This is a genomic window from Shinella sp. WSJ-2, assembly GCF_003432075.1.
In the GTDB taxonomy this organism is placed as follows: Bacteria; Pseudomonadota; Alphaproteobacteria; order Rhizobiales; family Rhizobiaceae; genus Shinella.
This window is the reverse complement of sequence record NZ_QWBU01000001.1, coordinates 588874-609817: the sequence shown is the minus strand read 5'-3', so window position 1 is coordinate 609817 and position 20944 is coordinate 588874. Positions and strand designations below refer to the sequence as shown.

Below are 20944 nucleotides of genomic sequence, written 5' to 3'. Positions count from 1 at the left end.
CATCCCTTTGTTTTGATTAGCCGACCCGACGGTCGAAATGGGTGCGCAGCGAGACATGCGTTTGCACGCTCGCGATGCCCGGCGTCGTCGCGATCTGGCGGCGCACCGTGTCGAGTTCGGCGTTGGACGTGCATTCGACGAGCAGCATCAGATCCGTCGGCCCGGCAAGCGACCAGCAGGTCACGACATTGGGAATGCCGGTGAGATGCGGCACGACATGATCGCAGTTGCGGCCCTGCTGGAAGCCGACGGCGATCAGCGCCTCCACGCCGGCACGGTCTCTGTCGATACCGAGCTTCACCGTATAACCGGCGATAACGCCCTTCGCCTCCAGACGCCGGATGCGCTCATGCACGGCGCTGCGCGAGAGACCGGTGTGGTGCGCAAGTTCCACGAGGCTCTGGCGGGCATCGGCGCGAAGTGCTGCGATGAGCAATCTGTCCTTCTCGTCAAGCTCGTTCATCCGGAAAATTCTCCCTTGGCCGGACGATTGTCCGGCACTCCGTCTCCTTGCTGCGCGAAACCGGACGGAAAAGCAACTATTCGTCGGATATCGCTTCAAGGAGAAACCGATGCAGACCCTTCCGCACAATGCCGTCCTGATCCCGATCGACATGCAGCAGGCTTTCGATGCCGTGCCCTGGGCGTCGCGCTGGAACGACCGGCTGGACGAGAATGGCCTCGCCTTGCTCGCTGCCTGGCGCGGCGCCGGCCGGCCGGTCATCCATGTCTGCCACGACAGCACTGAACCGAACTCTACGCTGCGCCGTGAAAACCCCGGTAACGCGCTACGCCCGGGCTTCGAGCCGCAGGCAGACGAGCCGCTTGTGCGCAAGAGCGTCAATGCCGCCTTCATCGGCACGGATCTCGATCTGCGCCTGCGCCGCCTCGGCGTCGATACGGTCGTGCTGTTCGGTATTTCGACGGATATGTGCGTGTCGACCAGCGTGCGCGTCGGCGCCAATATGGGCTATCGTGTTCTGCTCGTGGAGGATGCCTGCGACTGCTTCGACCTGCCGGATGGTGCCGGCGGCACGATTGCGGCGCGTGATGTCCACCGTACCCATGTCGCGACCCTGCGGCACGAATTCGCCACGGTGCTCAAGACCGCTGACGTCCTGGCGGCACTTTAGCGGGTGAGGGCGCGCACGTTCCTGATGCCGTAGTCGAATTTCGGCGCGGTGATAGGCGTGAGATCGCTGCCGGGGAAGACGGCGAAGGTCGAGAAATCGGCGCTTTCCCCCGGCAGCACGCGCAGCACGATGAGCGCATCGTCGCGGCCGACCTCGCGGCAGGTGCCGGCGGGGCAATCAGAGAGCACCACGTCCAGCCAGAAGGATTGCAACGGAACCGTGCCGCTGTTCGTCACCTGGCCGGTGACGCGGTAGCTGGTCTTCGGTTGGCCGACAGTCGCCTGCATTTCCGAGAGGGTGATGACATCGGCCGATAGTACCGGGGTTTCGGCGGTGGGGGTCGCAACCGTCCCGGATGGGCCACGGTCCTCCACGAACCAGATCAGCAGGGCGGCGGCCAAGCCGATGGCCACGACGATGGTGAGGACGGGCTCGACCCAGCTCTGAAACCGCCGGAAGCGCAGTGCGAGATAAAGAATGGCCGCTGCCGCAACCGCAAATGCCCAGATCATTCAAGTCCTCCTGGGCATGATATAGCCTGCGCGGCGGGTCGCCGAAAGGGCGAACCGGTTCAATTCGGCTTGAGCGCGATCCAATAGGCGCCGTCGAAGGGAACGGCGGCGAAACGTTCGTTGATTTCCTTCAGCGTTGCATCGGGATCGACATCGGCGAAAATGTCCGGGCGCAGCCAGTGGGCGAAGGCTTCGGCGGCGAGAATGTTAAGCGGCACGGCGTTGAAGAAGTTCCAGAGGCCGTAGACGCGCTCCTCCTTCACGGCCTTCAGGCCTGACAGCATGGGGCCCTTCACGGCGCGGCCGAGCGTCTCGCGCGCTTCGGCGGGATCCACACCGGGGCCGACGGAGAAGGTGCTGTAGGTGCCGCCCGGCGAGGCCGTCGCGATATAGACGTCCGGCTCCGCCGCGACGATGAATTCCAGATTGACGATACCGCCCTGCGCCGGCAGGCTTTCGGCGATGTTGCGGCTGCCCGTGATGGCGATGAAGGCGCCGAGGCCGCCGGTGCCATAGGCGTAGCAGCACTTTTCCGGGTTCGGGAAGGCATCCATCAGCACGCTCGGGCCGGGCTCGGGATGGTCTGCCACGCGGTCGCGGATGCGTTTGACGCGGGCGTCGTAGAAGTCGGCGAAGGCGTTGGCCTGCTCCGCGCGGTTCAGCACCTTGCCGAGCAGGCGCATATTGCCGGCGGTGTTGTTCAGCGCATCGCTGTTGAAATCCACCACGACGACGGGAACGCCGGTCTGTTCGAGATAGCCGATTGCCTGCTTGCCGAGTTCGGTTTCGGCCTGCCAGTTGGCGAGGATGGCGAGATCGGCCTTCAGCGACAGGGTCGCCTCGAAGGACATGGTGATGCCGTCGCCGATGATCGGCACCTGTTCGATGGCGGGGAACTTGTCCTTGAAACGGGCATAGATTTCTGGGTTGTCGCCCTTCATGTCGCTGGCCCAGCCGGCAAGCAGGCTCACCGGATCGGGGTGGATCAGCGACAGTGCCACCAGATTGAAGCCGCTGCCGAGCAGGATCGCTTTCGGCTGCGCCGGAATGGTGACGTCGCGACCGAGTGCATCCTTGACGGTGAGCGGGTACTGCACCTCAGCCCGAAGCGGCAGGGCGGCAACCAGCAGGAAGACGGCGGCGAGGAGGGCGAAGAGGCGCATGGTCATTGTTTTCTCAGTTCAGGCAGGGCGCAGAGTTCACCGCAGCCGGGAATGCCCGGCAGCATGTAGCGCAGGCAGCAGACCTTTCGGCGACACTGCGTGGTGCCGGCGTGGAGTTCGTGGCGCAGGCAGCCATGGAAGGGATTGCGGCTGCCATCGGAAAGCAGCGGGCAGTCGAAGAGCGGGCGTGATGGCCAGGGATCGTCGCCCTCGGGCGGCGCACGGTCCGTCACGTTGAAGGCATAGTCGATATAGACGGCCGCATTGTTCCAGGCGAGTTTTGGCGCGATGCCCGATTTTTCCTTGAGCAGCGCCACGGCGCGGGCGAGATGCGCATCGACCAGCGGGGTGATGAAGCCGACGAGATCGTCGCCCTCGCTCCAGTCTCCCTCATGCGGCAGGCCGAAGGCACGCGGCAGGCCGTCGTCGCCGATGGCGATGGTCATCTGGTCGAAGCTGATCGGCAGCGTGCGCTCAGCCCGGCGTGCGATGATATAGGGGATGGTCAGGGTGGAGAAGTAGTAGAGCGACCAAAAGGAGGCGGCCGCCCGCCGATCCGCATTGCCATAGCCTGCGGCGAAACGGTCGAGCGTTTCGGAGAAGCCGCTTCCCGTCAGGAACTCGGCAAGCGGCAAGGCGCCCTCGAGGTTCGACGAGAGCATCATCTTCTCGCCGCACCAGGCATGTTCGCCGGTAAAGACTGCCTTCAGGCCATCGGGCCTGAAGGCAGTCTCGCGATCCCCTGTGGAGAGCGTCGTCAAGGGTTTACCACGAATATTTCAGGCTGCCGATGACCGTGCGGCCCCGGTCGCGGTAGCAATAGCCGGCCGAGCAGACGGAGTCCTGCCGGTTGAACAGGTTCGTCGCATTGACCTGGAGCTTCAGGCCTTCGTAATCCTTGTCAATGGCCGCGAAATCGAAGTCGATCGCGGCATCGACGAGGGCGCGGGACTTGTTCTTGTTGATATTGGCATCGTCGCCATAGCTTGCGCCGAGGAAGCGGACGCCCGCACCCAGGCCAAGACCGTTGAACGGCCCATCTTCCGGCAGGTCGTAATGTGCCCAGAGCGAGGCCATGTGGCGCGGTACGGAGGACACTTCGTTGCCGACCGTGCCGGTCGGGCCGTCGAGGATCTCGGTCTGCGTGTAGGTATAGGACGCAATTAGCGAGAGGCCGTTGTCGAGCGACGTGTTCGCCTCGAATTCGAAGCCGCGCGAGCGGATTTCGCCACGCTGCACCTGGATGTTCGCCGGGCCGTCCGGAAGCTCGACGACTTCATAGTAGAGGCTGTTCGATTGGTCGATGTTGAAAAGCGCGGCCGTGAGCAGCGTGTTGCTGTCGGGCAGCAGGTACTTGACCCCCACTTCTTCCTGCTCGCTTTCCGTGGCCTTGAACGGATTGCCGGTTGCCTGGTTGACGCCGGCATTGGGCGAGAAGGCGGTCGAGTAGGTGGCGTAGGGTGTGATGCCCCATGGCGTTTCGTAGGTCACGCCCGCACGCCAGGTAAAGGCGCGGTCCTTCTGGTTGATGGTATCCACGGCGCCGGAGGCGAGATCCGTGTTGTCGGTATCCGTCGAAACCCAGTCGTAGCGGCCGCCCAGCGTGAAGGTGAGGGCGTCGTAGCGGATCTGGTCCTGCAGATAGACGCCGGTGATAAGCTGGTCCTGTACGCTCTTCGTCTGGAAGGCGATCGGATCGGTCGGTCGGCCGTCCGTCGGGTTCTTTGTGTCGAGCGGCGGCGTGGAGCCGTAGCCGTTGAGCGACTTCCAATAGATTTTTGTGAAGTCGACGCCGGTGATCACGGTATGCTCAAGCGCACCGGTGTCGAACGTCGCTTCGAGCTGGTTGTCGACCGTATAGGTGTTCAGCCATTCCTCGAAGCTACCGGCGCTGCTGTCGAGCAGTGTGGGGTCGACGGCATTCGGCTGGTAGGCGAAGGCCCAGTCTGCATCGACATTCAGCCACGAGGCGCGCGCGTTCTGGCGGAAGACGAAGGTGTCGTTCAGGCGATGCTCGAACTCGTAGCCGATGCGGCCCTGGTTCTGGATGGAATCGTTGAAGTCAGGGTTGCCGGCGAAGAAGTCGCTGACCTCGGTGCCGTCGAAATAGTAGGCCGCTGTGCCGCCGGTCTTGGTGCGGGAATATTCGCCCAGGATGGTCAGCTTGGTGTCTTCGTCCGGCTTCCAGGTAAAGGCCGGCGCGATATAGGCGCGGTCGTCGGGAACGCCGACTTGCTCGGTGTCGGAGCTGCGCAACAAGCCTGTCAGGCGATAGTAGAATGGGTCTTCCTCATTGATCGGTCCGGAAACGTCGAACTGGCCCTGGTAGCGGTTGTGGGTGCCGTACTGGGCCTCCACCTCGCGAAGAGCCTCTTCCGTCGGCCGCTTGCTGATGAGGTTGTAAAGGCCGCCGGCGCCGGCCGGGCCGTAAAGCGCCGAGGACGGGCCGCGCAGGATCGACACACCTTCCAGACCATAGGGCTCGGTCTTGAACAGCGAGGATCCGGCGCCGGGCTGGCGCAGGTTGTCGCGGAAGATGCCGATATAGGTCATGTCGAAGCCGCGCAGCGTGAAGCTGTCGAAGCGCGGATCGAAGCCATAGCCGCCGACCCGCACACCGGGCGTGTAGGCGACTGCGTCGAGCAGGTTCTGCGGCTTGCGGTCTTCCAGCTGGTCCTTGGTGACCGAGGAGATCGACTGGGGCGTCTGGACGAACGGCGTGTCCGTCTTGGCACCCGTCGCGCTGCTCTTGCCGACATAGCCATCCGCGGTGATGACACCGCCGCTGCCGCCGTTAACCACGACCTCTTCTAGAACCGTCGCGCCGTTGTCGGCGGGGGCCGCCTGATCCTGCGCTGCGGCCATGGTGGCGAGCGTCAGGAGGGAGGTGCCGGCGAGCGCCAGCCGGAGCAGCGTGCGGGTACGGTTTTGCATGCGGATCACTTTCTGATTGGACGATCTATAAGATGACCGTTTTTATCAGGATTCCGCGCGCCGCAAGATATTATATGACTATAATAGTCATGATTTCGCCACTGTTGCGTGGGTGCAACAGTGGTTAGGGATGGGTTGCACTCAGAGGACGAGGCTGCCTGCGGTCAATGCAAGCACCAGGAAGATCAGGAAGATGATGAGTGCGATCGCGAAAAGCACCTTGGCGACGGTGGCCGTGGCGGCGGAAACGCCGGAGAAGCCGAGGAAGCCGGTGATCAGCGAAATAACGAGAAAAATCAGTGCCCATTTAAGCATGGTCATGCCTCCGAATTGATCGCAGACAAGACGCTCGAACGGCAAAAAAGTTCCGGAGCGTGGAGGACGCCCCGGAAGGTGGCCGCGCTCTTGGGCGGCGGGGAGGATCAGCCGTGATTGATCATAACGTGACGTACGGCGGTGTAGTCCTCGAGCGCATAGATCGACATGTCCTTGCCGTAGCCCGACTGTTTGACACCGCCATGCGGCATTTCGGTGGTGAGCATGAAATGCGTGTTGATCCAGGTACAGCCATATTGCAGGCGTGACGCCGCCCTCATCGCCTTGCCGATATCCTTCGTCCAGACAGAGGAGGCGAGGCCGTAGTCGCTGTCATTGGCCCAGGCGATCGCCTGCTCGGCTTCGGAGAAGCGCGTGACGGAGACGACGGGGCCGAACACTTCGCGGCGAACGATCTCGTCGTCCTGCGTCGCACCGGCCACGACGGTCGGCTGGAAGAAATAGCCCTCGTCGCTGCCGGCGCGGCCACCGGCGGTGATCTCGATATGTTTCACCTCCGCCGCGCGTTCGACGAAGCTTGCGACGCGGTCGCGCTGACGCTTGGAGATCAGCGGGCCGATCTCGTTCAGCGTGTCGTCCGGATCGTTGTACTTGATGGTGGAGACGGCGGCCGAGAGGTCGGCAACGAGCTTTTCGTATATACCGTCCTGCGCATAGATACGGCAGGCGGCGGTGCAGTCCTGGCCGGCATTGTAATAGCCGAAGGCGCGGATGCCGGCGACGACGGCTTCGAGATCGGCATCGTCGAAGACGACGACGGGGGCCTTGCCGCCGAGTTCCAGATGGGTGCGCTTGACGGTTTTCGCCGCGGCGGCCAGCACCTTTTTGCCGGTTGCGACGTCGCCGGTGATCGACACCATGTTGATCTTCGGATGGTTGATCAGCGCATTGCCGACCGTCTCGCCGCGACCGAGCACGATGTTGACCACGCCCTCGGGAAGAATGTCGGCGAGCAGCTTTGCCATCTTCAGCGCCGTCAGCGGCGTCTGCTCGGAGGGTTTGAAAACGACCGTGTTGCCGCCGGCAATGGCCGGCGCCAGCTTCCAGGCCATCATCATCAGCGGATAGTTCCAGGGCGCGATGGAGCCGACGATGCCGATCGGATCGCGGCGTACCATGGAGGTGAAGCCGGGCAGGTATTCAGCGGCGACAGGGGCGTTGAGCGAGCGGATGGCGCCGGCGAAGAAGCGCCAGCAGTCGACGATAGCGGGCAGTTCGTCATTGCGGGCGGAATTGATCGGCTTGCCGCAGTTGAGCGATTCCAGTGCGGCGAAGGCGTCGGCGTCCTTTTCGATGGCATCGGCGATGCGCAGCAGGTAGCCGGAACGTTCGGCGGGTGTCGTCGTCGCCCAGGAGATGAAGGCCTTTTCGGCGGCGTCGACGGCGGCGTCGATCTGCGCGTAGGAGGCTTCCGGCAGATCGACAATCTTGCCGCCGGTCTTCGGGTTCAGGATATGCTCTTCCGCCTCGGTGCCGGCTTCGAAGCGCGCGCCGATCAGCATCTGGGTGTCCATGGACGTTCTCCCTATCGTTGGTTCATTTGCCGCCGCCGGCGACCTGGTCGCCATCGCGGGTGAGGTAGTAGGCGCCGAGGATCGGCAGGAAGGTGACGAGTACGACGATCATGGCGACGACATTCGTCACCGGCCGCTGGCGCGGGCGCACGAGCTCTTCGAGCATCCAGATCGGCAGGGTCGATTGTTGGCCGGCGGTAAAGGTCGTGACGATCACCTCGTCGAAGGACAGCGCGAAGGCGAGCATGCCGCCAGCGAGCAGCGCCGTGCCGATATTCGGCAGGATGATGTAGCGGAAGGTCTGGAAACTGTCGGCGCCGAGGTCCATCGAGGCTTCGATCAGCGAGCCCGAGATGCGGCGGAAGCGGGCGACCGCATTGTTGTAGATGACGACGACGCAGAAGGTCGCGTGGCCGAGCACGATGGTCCAGAATGAGAAGGGCATCTCCACGAAGGAGAAGGCGGAGCGCAGCGCGATGCCGGTGATGATGCCCGGAAGGGCGATCGGCAGGATGACGAGCAGCGAGATCGTCTCGCGGCCGAAGAACTTCGTGCGGCTGACGGCGGCGGCGCAGAGCGTGCCGAGCACCAGGGCGACGGCCGTCGAGATCGAGGCGACGCGGACCGAAAGGCCCATGGCTTCCCAGACATCAGGCCGGTTCCAGGCGACGGAGAACCATTGCAGCGTGTAGCCCGGCGGCGGGAACTGGTAGCTCTTCTCCTCCGTGGTGAAGGCATAGAGGAAGATGAGCAGGATCGGCAGGTGCAGGAAGGCGAGGCCGAGACCGGCGGCGACCTTCAGGCCGAGGGGCGCGGAGGCGTTTCTATCAGAGCGCATCGAAGGCTCCCTGTCGTTTGGCCATCCAGAGATAGAGGCCCATGATGACGATCGGCACGACGGAAAAGGCGGCGGCGAGTGGGATGTTGCCGGCCGTGCCCTGCTGAGCATAGACCGCCTGGCCGATGAACAGCCGGGACGAGCCGATGATCTGCGGAATGATGTAGTCGCCCAAGGTCAGCGAGAAGGTGAAGATCGAGCCGGCGATGATGCCGGGCAGCGCCAGCGGGAAGAGCACGAAGCGGAAGGTTTGCGCCGGGGTGCCGCCGAGATCGGCCGACGCTTCGATCAGGTTGCCCGGCACGCGCTCCAGCGAGGCCTGGATCGGCAGGATCATGAACGGCATCCAGACATAGATGAAGACGATGAAGGTGCCGGTATAGCTGATCGACAGCGAGGAGCCGCCGACGACCGGAAGCGAAAGCCATGCGTCGAGAAGCCACAGCAGGTGCAGCTTGGCGAAGAGCCAGGTCAGGATGCCTTCCTTGGCGAGGATGAGCTTCCAGGCGTAGATTTTCACCAGATAGCTCGACCACAGCGGCAGCATGACGCCGAGATAGAAGACGACCTTCCATTTGCCCTTGGCGTAACGCGCCGCGTAATAGGCGATGGGGAAGGCGATGACGGCGGAGGCGAGCGTCACCAGCACGGCCATCACGACGGTGCGCAGGATGATGTCGAAATTCGACGGGATCAGCAGCTGCCTGTAGGTGGCGAGCGTGAACTCATAATTGATCAAGCCGGAAAAGTCGTCGATCGAGAAGAAGCTCTGCAATAGCAGGGCGAAAAGCGAGCCGAGATAGATGATGCCGAGCCAGAGCAGCGGCGGCGTCAGCATCAGGAGCAGCAGGATCTTTGGGTTGCGCCAGAAGAAGTCGGAGAGCCGCCCGGAAGGACCTTGCCGGCCCGCGAGGATCGAAGTGTCGGTAACGGTGCTCATTGGGCGCCGTCCATCGTATGCAGGTCCTGAGGCAGGAAGGAGAGAGTGACCATTTCGCCCTGTGCGGGAACGGCGACGGCGGCCGGCAGCATGGCCGCGACACGCGCGCCATTCGCCTCGACCGTCACGCGGTTGGCGGCACCGAGGAAGCTTGCAGCGGTCACGCGGCCGGAAAACGACTTGCGGCCGGGGCCCTCGCCAAGGCCAATGTCTTCCGGCCGGAGGCTCGCATAGTGTTTGCCGAAACCGAGATGTTCCACGAAATCCGGCGGAAGCACGTTGGACGAGCCGACGAAATCGGCGACGAAGCGCGTCTGCGGCCGCTTGTAGACCTCTTCCGGCGTGCCGAGCTGCTGAATCCTGCCGTCGCTGAACACAGCGATGCGGTCGGCCATCGACAGGGCCTCGCCCTGATCGTGCGTGACGAAGACGAAGGTGATGCCGAGCGATTTCTGCAGCGACTTCAGCTCTTCCTGCATCTGCTCGCGCAGTTTGAGATCGAGCGCGCCGAGCGGTTCGTCGAGGAGGAGCACGCGGGGGCGGTTGACGAGGGCGCGGGCGAGCGCCACGCGCTGGCGCTGGCCGCCGGAGAGCTGGCCGGGGCGGCGCGTGCCGTAGCCGGGCAGCTTGACCATGGCGAGCGCGTCCTCCGCTGCCTTCAGCCGTTCCGCCTTGTCGACACCCTTGACCATCAGGCCATAGGCGACATTCTCAAGGATCGAGAGATGCGGGAAGAGGGCATAGTCCTGGAACACCGTGTTGACGTTGCGCCGGTAGGGCGGCACGCCCTCCGCCGTCTCGCCGAAGATCTCGATATGGCCCGAGGTCGGCTGCTCGAAGCCGGCCATCAGGCGCAGGCAGGTCGTCTTGCCGGAGCCGGAAGGACCAAGCATCGCGAAGAATTCACCTTCGGCAATGGCGAGATCCACGCTATCGACGGCGCGCACGGCGCCGAAATGGCGGGACACTTGCTGGAACAGGACGGCGGTCATGGGGGCTCCCGATGAGTTTGCGATTTGCCCCCCATCCGCCTGCCGGCACCTCCTCCCAACAGGTGGGGAGAAAGAGGCATGAGGCACCGTTTTCCGTCTCCGCAAAAACATCGGGAAACGAAATTCGACGTGGGGCACGTTCCCTCTCCCCGGTTACGGGGAGAGGGTTAGGTGAGGGGGTATTCGATCAACGGCCGCCGATCACGCCGATATAGTCGGAGACCCAGCGGTGGTAGGGCACGCATTCGCCCTGACTTTCGCATTTGGAAACCGGCGTGCGCCAGAAGTGGATCTTGTCGAAATTGTCGAAACCGTTGGTCGAGCAACCGCCGTCGGTCAGGAGCGCATTGCCCTTGCAGGCGGCCGGAACCGAGGGAACTGCGCCGAACCAGGCGGCCGCATCACCCTGCACCTTGGCGGACAGCGAATGTTCCATCCACATATAGGCGCAGTTCGGATGCTGGCTTTCGGCATGCAGCATGGTCGTATCCGACCAGCCCGTGACACCCTCTTCCGGGAAGGTCGAGGCGATCGGCTGCTTTTCGGCCTGCATCAGGTTGACCTGGAACGGCCAGGAGCCCGAGGCGACGACACCTTCGTTCTTGAAGTCGTCGATCTGGATCATCGCATCGTGCCAGTAGCGGCCGACCAGCGTGCGCTGGACGCGCAGGAGGTCGAGCGCGGCCTTGTACTGGTCTTCATTGAGCTCGTAGGGGTCCTTGATGCCGAGTTCCGGCTTGTGAGCCATCAGGTACTGGGCGGCATCGGCAATGTGGATCGGGCCGTCATAGGCCTGCACGCGGCCCTTGTTGGACTTGCCGTCCGGCAGCGTCATCTCTTCAAAGACGACCTTCCAGCTCTTCGGCGCTTCGCCCTTGAAGGCTTCGGTGTTGTACATCAGCACGTTCGGGCCCCAGAGATAGGGCGTGCCGTAGTGAACGCCGTTCACCGTGTGCCACGGCGCGCTCTGCAGGCGCTCGTCGATGGTCTTCCAGCTCGGGATGAGGTCCGTGTTGATCGGCTGAACGCGCTTGCCGGCAACGAGGCGCAGCGACGCGTCGCCCGAGGCGGTGACGAGGTCGAAGCCGCCTTCGTTCATCAGGGCGACCATTTCATCCGAGGTCGCGGCGGTCTTCACGGTGACCTTGCAGCTCGTCTTCTTCTCGAAATCGGTGACCCAGTCGTAATTCTTGTCCGTCTCGCCGCGCTCGATATAGCCGGCCCAGGCAACGATGGACACTTCGCCTTCGCCAGGCCCAAGTTCCTTCAAGGGCTCTTGCGCGATGGCGGCTGTGGTGAAGGCGAGCGAAAGGGTAAGCGCGGTGCAGGAATGCAGAAGTCGCTTCATGACAGTCTCCCGTTTTGGCCGCTTTGAGCGGTATTGTTCCCGTGTGAAAAGGTGCCGTGATTTTGCCGCTTTCGCAAATTCATTAATCAGAATGCCGCTATCGGAAATTCCGAATGCTCGATGAAACGAGTGGCTTTAATCGTCTGTAAAGCAGCCATGGGGGAAGCTCTCGCTTTACACGAAAGGGAGCGGGTGACGATGGGCCGGCCGGAACATATTGCCAGTCTCGATGGCTTGCGCGGCCTTGCGGCGGCGCTGGTGGTCATGGCGCATATCGGTCTGGTCTTTCCAAGCCTCGCCGCAATTCATCTCCCCGTCATGGGCAGCGAGGCCGTTGGCCTGTTCTTCGCCTTGAGCGGCTTTCTGATGGCCTATCTCTATGGCGGGCAGCCGGTGACGCGCAGCACCGTGCTGGATTTTCTCGTCAGCCGCTTTGCCCGTATCTATCCGGTCTATCTCGTCGCCGTCGTCGTCGTGATGATCCTATCGATCGCGCCGGGCCTCGATTACATCCAGCCGATCCAGGGCATGAAGGATTTTGTGCGGCATGTCGTACTGCTCGGCTCGAGCGGCGTCTTCTGGTCGGTGCCCCCGGAAATCCAGTTCTATCTCTTCTTCCCCGTGCTGTGGCTCTGCCTTGGGCAGCCGCGGCAGTTTCCGGTCCTGATCGCGGTGCTGATGGCGCTCGTCGCCATCGATGGGCTGCTTGGCCTGCCGGGGCCGGGCATCCTGCTTCCCTCCAAGTTGCCCTATTTTGTCTTCGGGGCGGTGGCCGGCCGCCTGCATGGGCTCTGGGGGCCGGCATCCCGGTCGCCGTTTATCGGTCTTCTGGCGCTCCTGCTTCCGGTCCTGTTCATGAGCTATCGCTATCTCCTGCCCACGGTCGATCCCGGTTTCTGGGGTGTGCACAGCGCTTTCGCTTCGGCGATCATCGTCGCGCTCGTCGCCTGGCAAGCGCCGCTCTCCGCGAGAATTTTTGCCTCGGCACCGCTTCGTTTTCTCGGCGCGATCAGCTTCTCGCTCTATCTCTTCCATGTGCCGGCGATGTTTCTCGCGCGGCGCACGCTGAGCGGCCTCCTTCCGGAATCACTCGTCATTCCGTTGACATTCGTCATCGCGGGCCTTGCCGCGTGGTTCGTGCATGTGACGGTTGAAATGCCTGCACGGCAATGGCTGGTCGGATATTGGCGCAAGAGCGGGCTGCGCAGCGGCCTCGTCGATACGCCGACCGGTAAAATCGAGGTTCCGGCATCCAACTGATAGGGATACTCAGCGTCCGCGCCCGCCGCGCAGCGCTTCCGCAAGTCCCACGAAATCGCGCGCCGCCTGTGGCAGGCTGGACCCCTTGCGCCAGACCATGCCGATCTGCACCACCGGTAGCGCTCCAGAGACATCACGGCTTTCGATGCGGTCGCCTTCCAGCGACCAGGGGCGGTAGACCAGATCGGGCAGCAGCGCGATGCCCGCACCCGTTGCCACGAGGCTGCGCACCGCTTCCACCGAGCGCGTGCGGAACGCGACATGCGGGCGGGCGCCTAGCGCCGAGAGTAGCTTTCCGGTGTTCTCCTCGATTTCATCCACCGTGAGCATGATCAGAGGCTCCTTGGCGATATCGTTGACGGAGATGATATCGGCAGAAACGAGCGGATGGCCGATCGGTAGCCAGAGCCGGTAGGGCGAGGTCTCGATGATCTCGGCCTGCAGCGCCATGCGGTCGCGTAGGTTTGAGATGACCATGACGGCAACGTCGAGTTCGCCCCCTACCAGCAGGTGTTCCAGATAGGAGCCGTTGTCTTCGATCGCGCTGACATCAATGCCGGGAAAGGCGCGGCGATAGCGCGACAGCAGGTCCGACAGCACGTAGCCGGCGACGAGCGAGGTGACACCGAGATTAAGCTGGCCTTTTTCGGGTGTACGGTTGTCGGAGAAGGAGGAGCGGGCATCCGAGACATTGGCGAGAATTTTCGTGGCATGGCGCAGGAATTGATGGCCGTTATGCGTCGTCGTCAGCCCGCGCGGATGGCGCTCGAAAAGCTCGACGCCGAGATCCGATTCGAGTTCTTTGATCGCCTCCGTGATTGAAGATTGCGAGATCGACAGGTTCTGCGCGGCGCGCGTCACGGAGCCCTGTTCCGCGACGGCGACGAAATATTGCAATTGCCGGAAGGTGAATGCCATGGCGGCAGTTAATATGGTGGCGGCAGGTCAGGCAAGCGCCGAAAATTCCTTGGGAAAGCCGTTTGCAGGACAGGCGGCGGGGAAGGGCGCTGCTATGCTGCCGGAACAAGACGAGGAGCCGCCATGACCGAACGTCCCATGCCGACCGAAGAAGGCATTCTGGCCTTCCACAAGCGTTGCGAGGATTTTTACCCTGCCGACGCGGTAGACGCCGATATCGCGCAGCAGCGCGCCTGGTACGATGCCCTGTGCGCCGCCTTCGATGCGCCGCCGCCGGAGGGCATGGTCAAGGAGGATGGGTTGGTGGCGGAGCGCATCCCGATACGGCGTTATCGGCCGACCGGTATCAGGACATCGACGCGGCTCTACTACATTCATGGCGGTGGTTTCGTCGTTGGGTCGCTCGATAGCCACGATGCGATCTGCGCCGAACTGTCCGAAGCGGCGGGGGCCGAACTCGTCTCGGTCGATTATCGCCTGTCGCCGGAGCATGTCTGGCCGGCGGCCTTCGATGATTGCTGGGCCGTGCTGGTCGCGCTTTTGCGGGAAGGCCGGCCCGTGGTCGTCATTGGCGACAGTGCCGGCGGCAACCTGGCGGCCGGGATCGTGCTGAAGGCGCGTGACGAGGGACTGAAGGGCATCGTCGGGCAGGCTTTGATCTATCCCGGTTTGGGGGGCGATCTCGTTTCCGGCTCCTATGTGGAGATGGCCGATGCTCCCGGTCTTTCCACCGCCGATGTCGCCTATTATCGCGATGTCTATAAGGCACCGGACGACGCGACCCATGCCTTCCCGCTGCGGGCGACAGAACTCGCCGGCCTCCCGCCGGCCTTCATCACCGGCGCCTATTTCGACCCGCTACGCGACGATGCTCGGGCCTATGCGGCGCGTCTGATCCTGGCCGGCGTGCCGGTGGAATATCGCGAGGAAAAACAGATGATTCATGCCTGGCTGCGCGCGCGCTTCATGAGCGAGGGCGCGAAGAAAGGTTTTGCGGCGCTATGCGATGCCGTCCGCCGGATGGCCAATCCATGAGCGGCATCACCGATCTCGACGCGTTGCTGCAGACGATGGAGCCGGATCTCGTGGACGGCAGCTTCGTCTATGCCTGCGTTCCGGCGGAGGAGCTGGCGGGCTACCTATTCCGCAAGCCGATCGGCATGTTCCAGGAGGCGGAGGGGGTGACACTGATTGTGCCTGCTGAGGCTGCCGAAGGGCTATCCGCCAGCCCACCTATGCGCCTGATCACGCTCACCGTGCATTCCTCGCTGGAGGCGGTCGGGTTGACGGGAGCCTTCGCCGCGGCGTTGACGCGCGAGGGCATCAGCGCCAACGTGGTTGCCGCCTACCATCACGACCATATATTCGTGCCGGAGCGAGATGCGGAACGGGCGCTGGAGGCCCTTCGCGCCTTATCTCGTTCGGCGCGTGAAAAGGGAGAGGGATGATGAGATTTTTCCGGTTAGCGGAAACCGCCTTGGCTCTTGGCCTTGCAGCGGCGTTGCCGTCCATATCCGTGGCTGAGGACGCCGCGCCGCCAATCCCGGCTTGTGCGCTGACCGGTGCGCAGAGCGTCTTCATCGGCGGTGCGCCGGCGCTCAGGCTGTCCGATGTGGTGAATTGCCCACCGGAGCTTTACGAGATCGTGCCGAGCATCATGATCGAGGGCCAGCCCATGGTGAAATTCCGCAGCGGTGTTGGCGAGAAGGGCAATTGCACGGCGCGCGGCGAAGAAACCGTGATGGCCGAGGGCGAGACAACCAGCCGCGTCGGGGATGTGAACTGCAAGCAGAATTGAGGATGACAGAGGAAGGCGTTGGGGCTTCTCAAAAACAAACGGGCGGCTCCAAAGCCGCCCGCTTTGATCAGTTCCCAGCGCTGGCCATACGCCGCGTCGTGAGCACCCGCTCCAGCCAGCCGATCTCCATTTCCGGAACCGACTTGAGCAGCAGGTCCGTGTAATCGTCGAAGGGCGGTGAGAGCACCTTGGATTTCGGGCCGAAGCGCACGAGCTTGCCCCGATGCATCACGGCTACCGAATCGGCGATGGCGCGCACGATGGCGATGTCGTGCGTGATGAACATGTAGGAGACCTGCGTTTCCTCTTGCAGTTTCAGGAGGAGCTTCAGGATGCCTTCGGCAACCAGTGGATCGAGAGCGGAGGTCGGCTCGTCGCAGAGGATGAGTTCGGGCTTGGCCGCCAAGGCACGGGCGATGGCGACGCGCTGCTTCTGGCCGCCCGAAAGTTCTGCCGGATAGCGATCCGCGAAGCGGCCGCCCATCTCGATCTGCTCCAGCAGTTCCTTCACCCGCTCCGTCTTCTCTCGGCCGCGCAGGCCGTAATAGAAGGTGAGCGGGCGGCCGACGATGTCGCGCACCGTCTGGCGGGGGTTCATCGCCGTGTCGGCCATCTGGTAGATCATCTGGACGCGGCGCAGCTCGTCGTTCGAGCGGCCCTTCAGCGCCTTCGGCAAGGCCTTGCCGTCGAAGCTGATTGTACCCTCCTGCGGCGGAAGCAGGCCGGTGATGACGCGGGCAAGAGTCGATTTGCCCGAGCCGGATTCGCCCACCACCGCCAGCGTCTGGCCCTTCGGCAGATGCAGCGAGACGTTCTGCAACACCTTGAAGCCATTGGAATAGCCGGCCGTGATGTTATCGACCTTCAGGAGCGTGTCCGTCTGGTCGGGCGCTTCCTCCCGCTTGGTGCCGCGCACATTGACCAGCGCGCGGGTATAGTCCTGTGTCGGGGCCTCGATGATCTGCTTCACCGAGCCGTATTCCACCATCTTGCCGTGGCGGAGCACGAGGATGTCGTCCGTGATCTGCGCCACGACCGCGAGATCGTGGGTGATGTAGAGTGCAGCCGTATGGGTCTCCTCGATGGCGTGCTTGATCGCGGCAAGCACGTCGATCTGCGTCGTCACGTCGAGAGCGGTGGTCGGCTCGTCGAAGACGATCAGTTCTGGGTTGGGGCACAGCGCCATGGCCGTCATGGCACGCTGCAACTGGCCGCCGGAGACCTGGTGCGGATAACGCTGGCCGAAGGTTTCCGGGCTTGGGAGGCCCAGCACCTTGAACAGATAAAGCGCGCGCTTTTCCGCCTCCGCACGGCTCATGATGCCGTGTTTCAGGGAGGCTTCGATCACCTGTTCACCGAGCCGGTGGGCGGGGTTGAAGGCCGCGGCCGCCGATTGGGCGACGTAACAGACCTTTGCGCCGCGCACCTTTCGGATGCCTGATGGCCCGAGCTTCAGCAGGTCTTCGCCGTTGAGCTTGACCTCGCCGCCGGTGATCCGCACCCCGCCGCGCCCATAGGCGAGCGCGGTGAGGCCGATGGTGGATTTGCCGGCGCCGGATTCGCCGATCAGACCGAGCACCTTGCCCTTCTGCACGTCGAAGTTCACGCCCTCGACAAGCGTCACGGTTTTCGGCGGCTCGCCCGGCGGATAGCTGGTCGCCTCGATCTTGAGATTGCGGACGGAAAGAAGATCAGGCATCGCCGCGCCCTCCCTTGAGGCTCGAGGTGCGTTTCATCAGCCAGTCGACGACGAGGTTGACGCAGATGGCGAGCCCCGCGATCGCACCGCCCGGAATGAGGGCGGCGGAGATGCCGAAGATGATGCCGTCCTTGTTGTCCTTCACCATGCCGCCCCAGTCCGCTGCCGGCGGCTGGATGCCGAGGCCGAGGAAGGAGAGGGTGGAGAGGAACAGGATCGAGAAGGCGAAACGCAGACCGAACTCGGCAAGCAACGGCGAGAGCGTGTTGGGCAGGATTTCGCGAAAAATGATCCAGCCCGTGCCCTCGCCGCGTAGCCGTGCGGCTTCCACGAACTCCATGACCGCCACATCGAGCGCCACGGCGCGGCCGATGCGATAGACGCGGGTCGAGTCGAGCACGGCCATGACGAGGATGAGGATCCAGAGCTGCTGGGGCAGAACCGCCAGAACGACGAGCGCGAAGATCAGCGTCGGGATCGCCATCATCAGGTCGTTGAAGCGCGAGAAGATCTGGTCGATGAACCCGCCCGTCACCGCTGCCGTGAACGACAAGAGCATGCCGAGCGAGAAGGAGAGCACGGTTGCCGCCAGCGCCACGAAGATAGTGGTGCGGGCGCCAAAGATCAGGCGCGAGAAGAGGTCGCGTCCGAGATTGTCCGTGCCGAGCAGGTAATCGCCGCCCATCGGCTGCCAGACGGCACCGACGATCTCGCTTTCGCCATGCGGGGCGATGAAGGGGGCGAAGAGGGCGCAGAAAAGGGCAAGCGCAATGCCCAGAATGCCGACCCAGGCGCTGACAGGAATGGAGGAAAGTCTCATCGCGGGTGCCTCAATCTGGGGTTCGCGATGATCGCAAGGATATCGGCGAACATGTTGAGGAAGATGTAGAAGGCGGCGAAGATCAGGCCGCAGGCCTGCACGACCGGCATATCGCGTACCGTCACGGCATCGACCATGTACTGGCCCATGCCGGGATAGACGAACACCACCTCTACGACGACGACGCCGACCACGAGATAGGCGAGGTTGAGCGCAATGACGTTGATGACGGGCGCAAGTGCATTCGGCGCCGCGTGCTTGGCGATTATGCGCAGGCCCGAAAGGCCCTTGAGTTCCGCCGTCTCGACATAGGCCGAGGACATGACGTTGAGGATCGCCGCCCGCGTCATGCGCATCATGTGGGCGAGCACGACGAGGACGAGGGTTGCCGTGGGCAGAGCGATGGCCGACAGGCGCTGGCCGATCGTCATCGAGTCATAAACCGTCGCGGGGAAGGTCGCGACACCCAGCTGCACGGCGAAGAACAAGATCAGCAGGTAGCCGACGAAGAACTCCGGCAACGAGATCGCCGCAAGCGAGATGACGTTTATGATCTTGTCGGGCAGGCGGTTTCGAAACTGCACCGCCAGCATGCCGAGGCCGACAGCGAGAGGCACGGAAATAATCGCTGCGAAGAAGGCGAGGAACAGCGAATTGCCGAGGCGCTTGCCAATCTGCTCGCTGACCGAGTTTTTCGAGGCCCAGGATTTGCCAAAATCGCCCTGCAGCGCGCCGCCGAGCCACTTGAAGTAGCGCGTCGTGGCGGGCTGGTCGAGGCCGAGGTCCTTGCGGATGTTTTCCACCGCCTGCGGCGTTGCGGACTGGCCGAGATAGGTCGTCGCGAAGTCGCCGGGCAAGGCTTCCACACCGCCGAAGATCATCAGCGACACGGCGAAGAGCAAGGCCACGCTGAGCGCGAGGCGTTGCAGGATGAGCGCAACCAGGGGGCTGCTCTTGCTGAGTTTTGCCCAGAACGAAGGCGTGCCTTCGCTGACGGGCGCTTCAGTGGACGCAACCGACCCGGCAACGCCGGCAGACTGCGGGCTAGCGCCCGCAGCAGCCGTTGCTGTCAGCTCCGGACCGTGCGCCGGTCCGCTGCCGGTCATCAGGCGTCGAGCCACACGCGGGTTGCGACGAAGCCGTTCGACATGTCGTTGCCGATGTCGTGGACATAGCCCTTCACCTGCTTGGAGCAGGCGTTCACGAAATCGTTAAACATCGGCAGGATGAGGCCACCTTCATCGCGCACCATCGTGGCCATGGTGCGGTACATCTCCTTGCGCTTGCCTTCGTCAAGTTCCGAGCGGGCTTCGAGCAGGATCTTGTCGAAGTCCGGGCGCAGGAAGCGCGTGTCGTTCCAGTCCGCCGTCGAGAGATAGGCGGTGGAATACATCTGATCCTGGGTCGGGCGACCGCCCCAATACGAGGTCGAGAAGGGCTGCACGTTCCAGACGTTCGACCAGTAGCCGTCGCCCGGTTCACGCTTCACTTCGATCTCGATGCCGGCCTTCTTGGCGCTCTCCTGATAGAGCACGGCCGCATCGACGGCACCCGGGAAGGCGACGTCGGATGTGCGCAGCAGCACCGAGCCGCTGTGGCCGGACTTCTTGTAGTGGAAGGCCGCCTTGTCGGGGTCATAGGCACGTTGCTCGATGCCCTCGGGGAAGAGGGCATAGGTCTCGTTGATCGGGAAGTCGTTGCCGACCTTGCCGTAGCCGCCGAGCACCTTTTCCAGCATCGTTTCGCGGTCCATCGCGTATTTCAGCGCGAGACGCAGGTCGTTGTTGTCGAACGGCGCCGTGTTGCAATGCATGATGAAGACGTAGTGGCCACGGCCAGAGGTGGAGAGGATTTCCACGGTCGGCGCACGCTTCAGCAGGTCGACGGTCTTGGGATCGACGCGGTTGATATAGTGCACCTGGCCGGAGGACAGCGCCGCGATACGGGCGGTTGCGTCGTTCATGGCGATCATCTCGACCGTGTCGACATAACCGCGGTCCTGGCGCCAGTCGTCCTTGTTGCGTTCGAAGGTGGCGCGCACGCCGGCTTCGAAGCTGGTGACCTTGAACGGGCCGGTGCCGATCATGGCGTTCGGATCGTCGAGGCCGCCGTTCGGCTGGATGACGAGGTGATAGTCGGTCAGAAGCAGCGGCAGGTCGGCATTGCCTTCCGACAGGACGAGGACGAGCTTGTCGCCATCGGCCTTGATTTCCTTGATCGACTTCATGACGCCGAGCGCGCCCGACTCCGACTTCTCGTCGGTGTGGCGCTGCAGGGTCTTGATCACGTCATCGACGGTCAGTTCCTTGCCGTCGTGGAACTTCACGCCCTTGCGGATGTTGAAGGTCCAGTTCGAGGCATCGGCGGACGGTTCCCATGATTCGGCGAGCGCCGGCACGGCCTTGCCGGTCAGCGGCTCGGATTCGACCAGCATGTCGCCCCAGTTGCGGTTCACGACGAACATGAACTGCGAGAGCGCCTTTGCCGGGTCCTTCGAGTCCGTGGCGGCGGCACCTTCGAGACCGAGCTTGAGATTGCCGCCACGCTTTGGCTCCTGCGCCTTGGCGGCGGTGTCGAACATCGTGCCGGCAACGGCGAGCGTAACGCCGAAAGCGGCCGCGCGGCCCATGAATTCGCGGCGGCTCATCTTGCCGAGCGAAACCTGGTCGGTGAGATATTTGGTGTAGTCAGTCATTCCCCTGTTCCCTTTGCTGCGCCCATTTTGGGCATTTGTCGTTA

The 20944-nt window shown here is 63.3% G+C and carries 21 protein-coding genes; 5 read left to right on the top strand and 16 right to left on the bottom strand.

Annotation, left to right across the window (positions count from 1 at the left end):
* Window positions 1-16: 16 nt before the first annotated feature.
* Window positions 17-463 (bottom strand): Lrp/AsnC family transcriptional regulator, encoded by a 447-nt coding sequence (locus D0Y60_RS02930; protein ID WP_117366626.1) that lies wholly within the window; start codon window positions 461-463, stop codon window positions 17-19.
* 109 nt (window positions 464-572) lie between these two features.
* Between D0Y60_RS02930 and D0Y60_RS02925 the strand changes: the two genes are divergently transcribed.
* Window positions 573-1133: a cysteine hydrolase family protein gene (locus D0Y60_RS02925; protein ID WP_117366625.1), complete on the top strand. Its 561-nt coding sequence runs from the start codon at window positions 573-575 to the stop codon at window positions 1131-1133.
* On the opposite strand, the gene D0Y60_RS02920 is transcribed toward D0Y60_RS02925, so the two are convergent.
* From D0Y60_RS02920 to D0Y60_RS02875, 10 genes are all read right to left on the bottom strand, one after another.
* Window positions 1130-1645: a hypothetical protein gene (locus tag D0Y60_RS02920; protein WP_117366624.1), complete on the bottom strand. Its 516-nt coding sequence runs from the start codon at window positions 1643-1645 to the stop codon at window positions 1130-1132. The genes D0Y60_RS02925 and D0Y60_RS02920 overlap by 4 nt on opposite strands.
* A 59-nt stretch (window positions 1646-1704) precedes the next feature.
* On the bottom strand, window positions 1705-2808 hold the full coding sequence (locus tag D0Y60_RS02915; RefSeq protein ID WP_117367062.1) for an ABC transporter substrate-binding protein: 1104 nt from the start codon (window positions 2806-2808) through the stop codon (window positions 1705-1707).
* A 2-nt stretch (window positions 2809-2810) separates the two neighbouring features.
* The gene (fhuF, locus tag D0Y60_RS02910; RefSeq protein WP_117367064.1) at window positions 2811-3473 is read right to left on the bottom strand and encodes a siderophore-iron reductase FhuF; all 663 of its coding nucleotides are present in this window, start codon (window positions 3471-3473) and stop codon (window positions 2811-2813) included.
* A gap of 100 nt (window positions 3474-3573) precedes the next feature.
* Window positions 3574-5742, bottom strand: coding sequence for a TonB-dependent siderophore receptor (locus D0Y60_RS02905; protein ID WP_117366623.1), 2169 nt, complete (start codon window positions 5740-5742; stop codon window positions 3574-3576).
* A 141-nt stretch (window positions 5743-5883) separates the two neighbouring features.
* A complete protein-coding gene (locus D0Y60_RS02900; RefSeq protein WP_117367060.1) occupies window positions 5884-6057 on the bottom strand; it encodes a DUF1328 domain-containing protein in 174 nt (57 codons plus the stop codon).
* A gap of 107 nt (window positions 6058-6164) precedes the next feature.
* Entirely contained in the window at window positions 6165-7592 is a 1428-nt protein-coding gene (locus D0Y60_RS02895; RefSeq protein ID WP_117366622.1) for a gamma-aminobutyraldehyde dehydrogenase, read from the bottom strand.
* Between the two features lie 22 nt (window positions 7593-7614).
* On the bottom strand, window positions 7615-8430 hold the full coding sequence (locus D0Y60_RS02890) for an ABC transporter permease (RefSeq protein WP_117366621.1): 816 nt from the start codon (window positions 8428-8430) through the stop codon (window positions 7615-7617).
* The gene (locus D0Y60_RS02885) at window positions 8420-9370 is read right to left on the bottom strand and encodes an ABC transporter permease (protein ID WP_117366620.1); all 951 of its coding nucleotides are present in this window, start codon (window positions 9368-9370) and stop codon (window positions 8420-8422) included. The genes D0Y60_RS02890 and D0Y60_RS02885 overlap by 11 nt, the downstream gene beginning before the upstream one ends.
* On the bottom strand, window positions 9367-10362 hold the full coding sequence (locus tag D0Y60_RS02880; protein WP_117366619.1) for an ABC transporter ATP-binding protein: 996 nt from the start codon (window positions 10360-10362) through the stop codon (window positions 9367-9369). Before D0Y60_RS02880 ends, D0Y60_RS02885 begins: the two co-directional genes overlap by 4 nt.
* 187 nt (window positions 10363-10549) lie before the next feature.
* Window positions 10550-11710, bottom strand: a complete 1161-nt coding sequence (locus tag D0Y60_RS02875; RefSeq protein WP_117366618.1) for an ABC transporter substrate-binding protein — start codon at window positions 11708-11710, stop codon at window positions 10550-10552.
* Window positions 11711-11908: 198 nt separating this feature from the next.
* On the opposite strand from D0Y60_RS02875, the gene D0Y60_RS02870 reads away from it, so the two are divergent.
* Window positions 11909-12970: an acyltransferase gene (locus D0Y60_RS02870; RefSeq protein ID WP_117366617.1), complete on the top strand. Its 1062-nt coding sequence runs from the start codon at window positions 11909-11911 to the stop codon at window positions 12968-12970.
* A 9-nt stretch (window positions 12971-12979) separates the two neighbouring features.
* Here D0Y60_RS02870 and D0Y60_RS02865 read toward each other — a convergent pair whose 3' ends face one another.
* Window positions 12980-13888 (bottom strand): LysR family transcriptional regulator, encoded by a 909-nt coding sequence (locus tag D0Y60_RS02865; RefSeq protein ID WP_117366616.1) that lies wholly within the window; start codon window positions 13886-13888, stop codon window positions 12980-12982.
* 123 nt (window positions 13889-14011) lie between these two features.
* Here D0Y60_RS02865 and D0Y60_RS02860 point away from each other — a divergent pair, with 123 nt between their 5' ends.
* Genes D0Y60_RS02860 through D0Y60_RS02850 form a run of 3 tightly spaced genes read left to right on the top strand, consistent with a single transcriptional unit; the run spans window position 14012 to window position 15686 of the window.
* The gene (locus tag D0Y60_RS02860; RefSeq protein WP_199564094.1) at window positions 14012-14923 is read left to right on the top strand and encodes an alpha/beta hydrolase; all 912 of its coding nucleotides are present in this window, start codon (window positions 14012-14014) and stop codon (window positions 14921-14923) included.
* Window positions 14920-15336: an ACT domain-containing protein gene (locus tag D0Y60_RS02855; protein ID WP_117366615.1), complete on the top strand. Its 417-nt coding sequence runs from the start codon at window positions 14920-14922 to the stop codon at window positions 15334-15336. The genes D0Y60_RS02860 and D0Y60_RS02855 overlap by 4 nt, the downstream gene beginning before the upstream one ends.
* 29 nt (window positions 15337-15365) lie before the next feature.
* Complete coding sequence (locus D0Y60_RS02850) at window positions 15366-15686, top strand: PAAR domain-containing protein (protein ID WP_158565378.1); 321 nt, start codon at window positions 15366-15368, stop codon at window positions 15684-15686.
* A gap of 67 nt (window positions 15687-15753) precedes the next feature.
* Here the strand turns inward: D0Y60_RS02850 and D0Y60_RS02845 are convergent, their stop codons facing one another.
* The 4 genes from D0Y60_RS02845 to D0Y60_RS02830 are packed head-to-tail and all read right to left on the bottom strand — an operon-like array spanning window position 15754 to window position 20900.
* Window positions 15754-17385, bottom strand: coding sequence for an ABC transporter ATP-binding protein (locus tag D0Y60_RS02845; protein WP_117366613.1), 1632 nt, complete (start codon window positions 17383-17385; stop codon window positions 15754-15756).
* The gene (locus D0Y60_RS02840) at window positions 17378-18205 is read right to left on the bottom strand and encodes an ABC transporter permease (RefSeq protein WP_117366612.1); all 828 of its coding nucleotides are present in this window, start codon (window positions 18203-18205) and stop codon (window positions 17378-17380) included. Before D0Y60_RS02840 ends, D0Y60_RS02845 begins: the two co-directional genes overlap by 8 nt.
* Complete coding sequence (locus D0Y60_RS02835) at window positions 18202-19326, bottom strand: ABC transporter permease (protein WP_199564093.1); 1125 nt, start codon at window positions 19324-19326, stop codon at window positions 18202-18204. The genes D0Y60_RS02840 and D0Y60_RS02835 overlap by 4 nt, the downstream gene beginning before the upstream one ends.
* Window positions 19311-20900, bottom strand: a complete 1590-nt coding sequence (locus D0Y60_RS02830; protein ID WP_117366610.1) for an ABC transporter substrate-binding protein — start codon at window positions 20898-20900, stop codon at window positions 19311-19313. The genes D0Y60_RS02835 and D0Y60_RS02830 overlap by 16 nt, the downstream gene beginning before the upstream one ends.
* Window positions 20901-20944 lie beyond the last annotated feature (44 nt).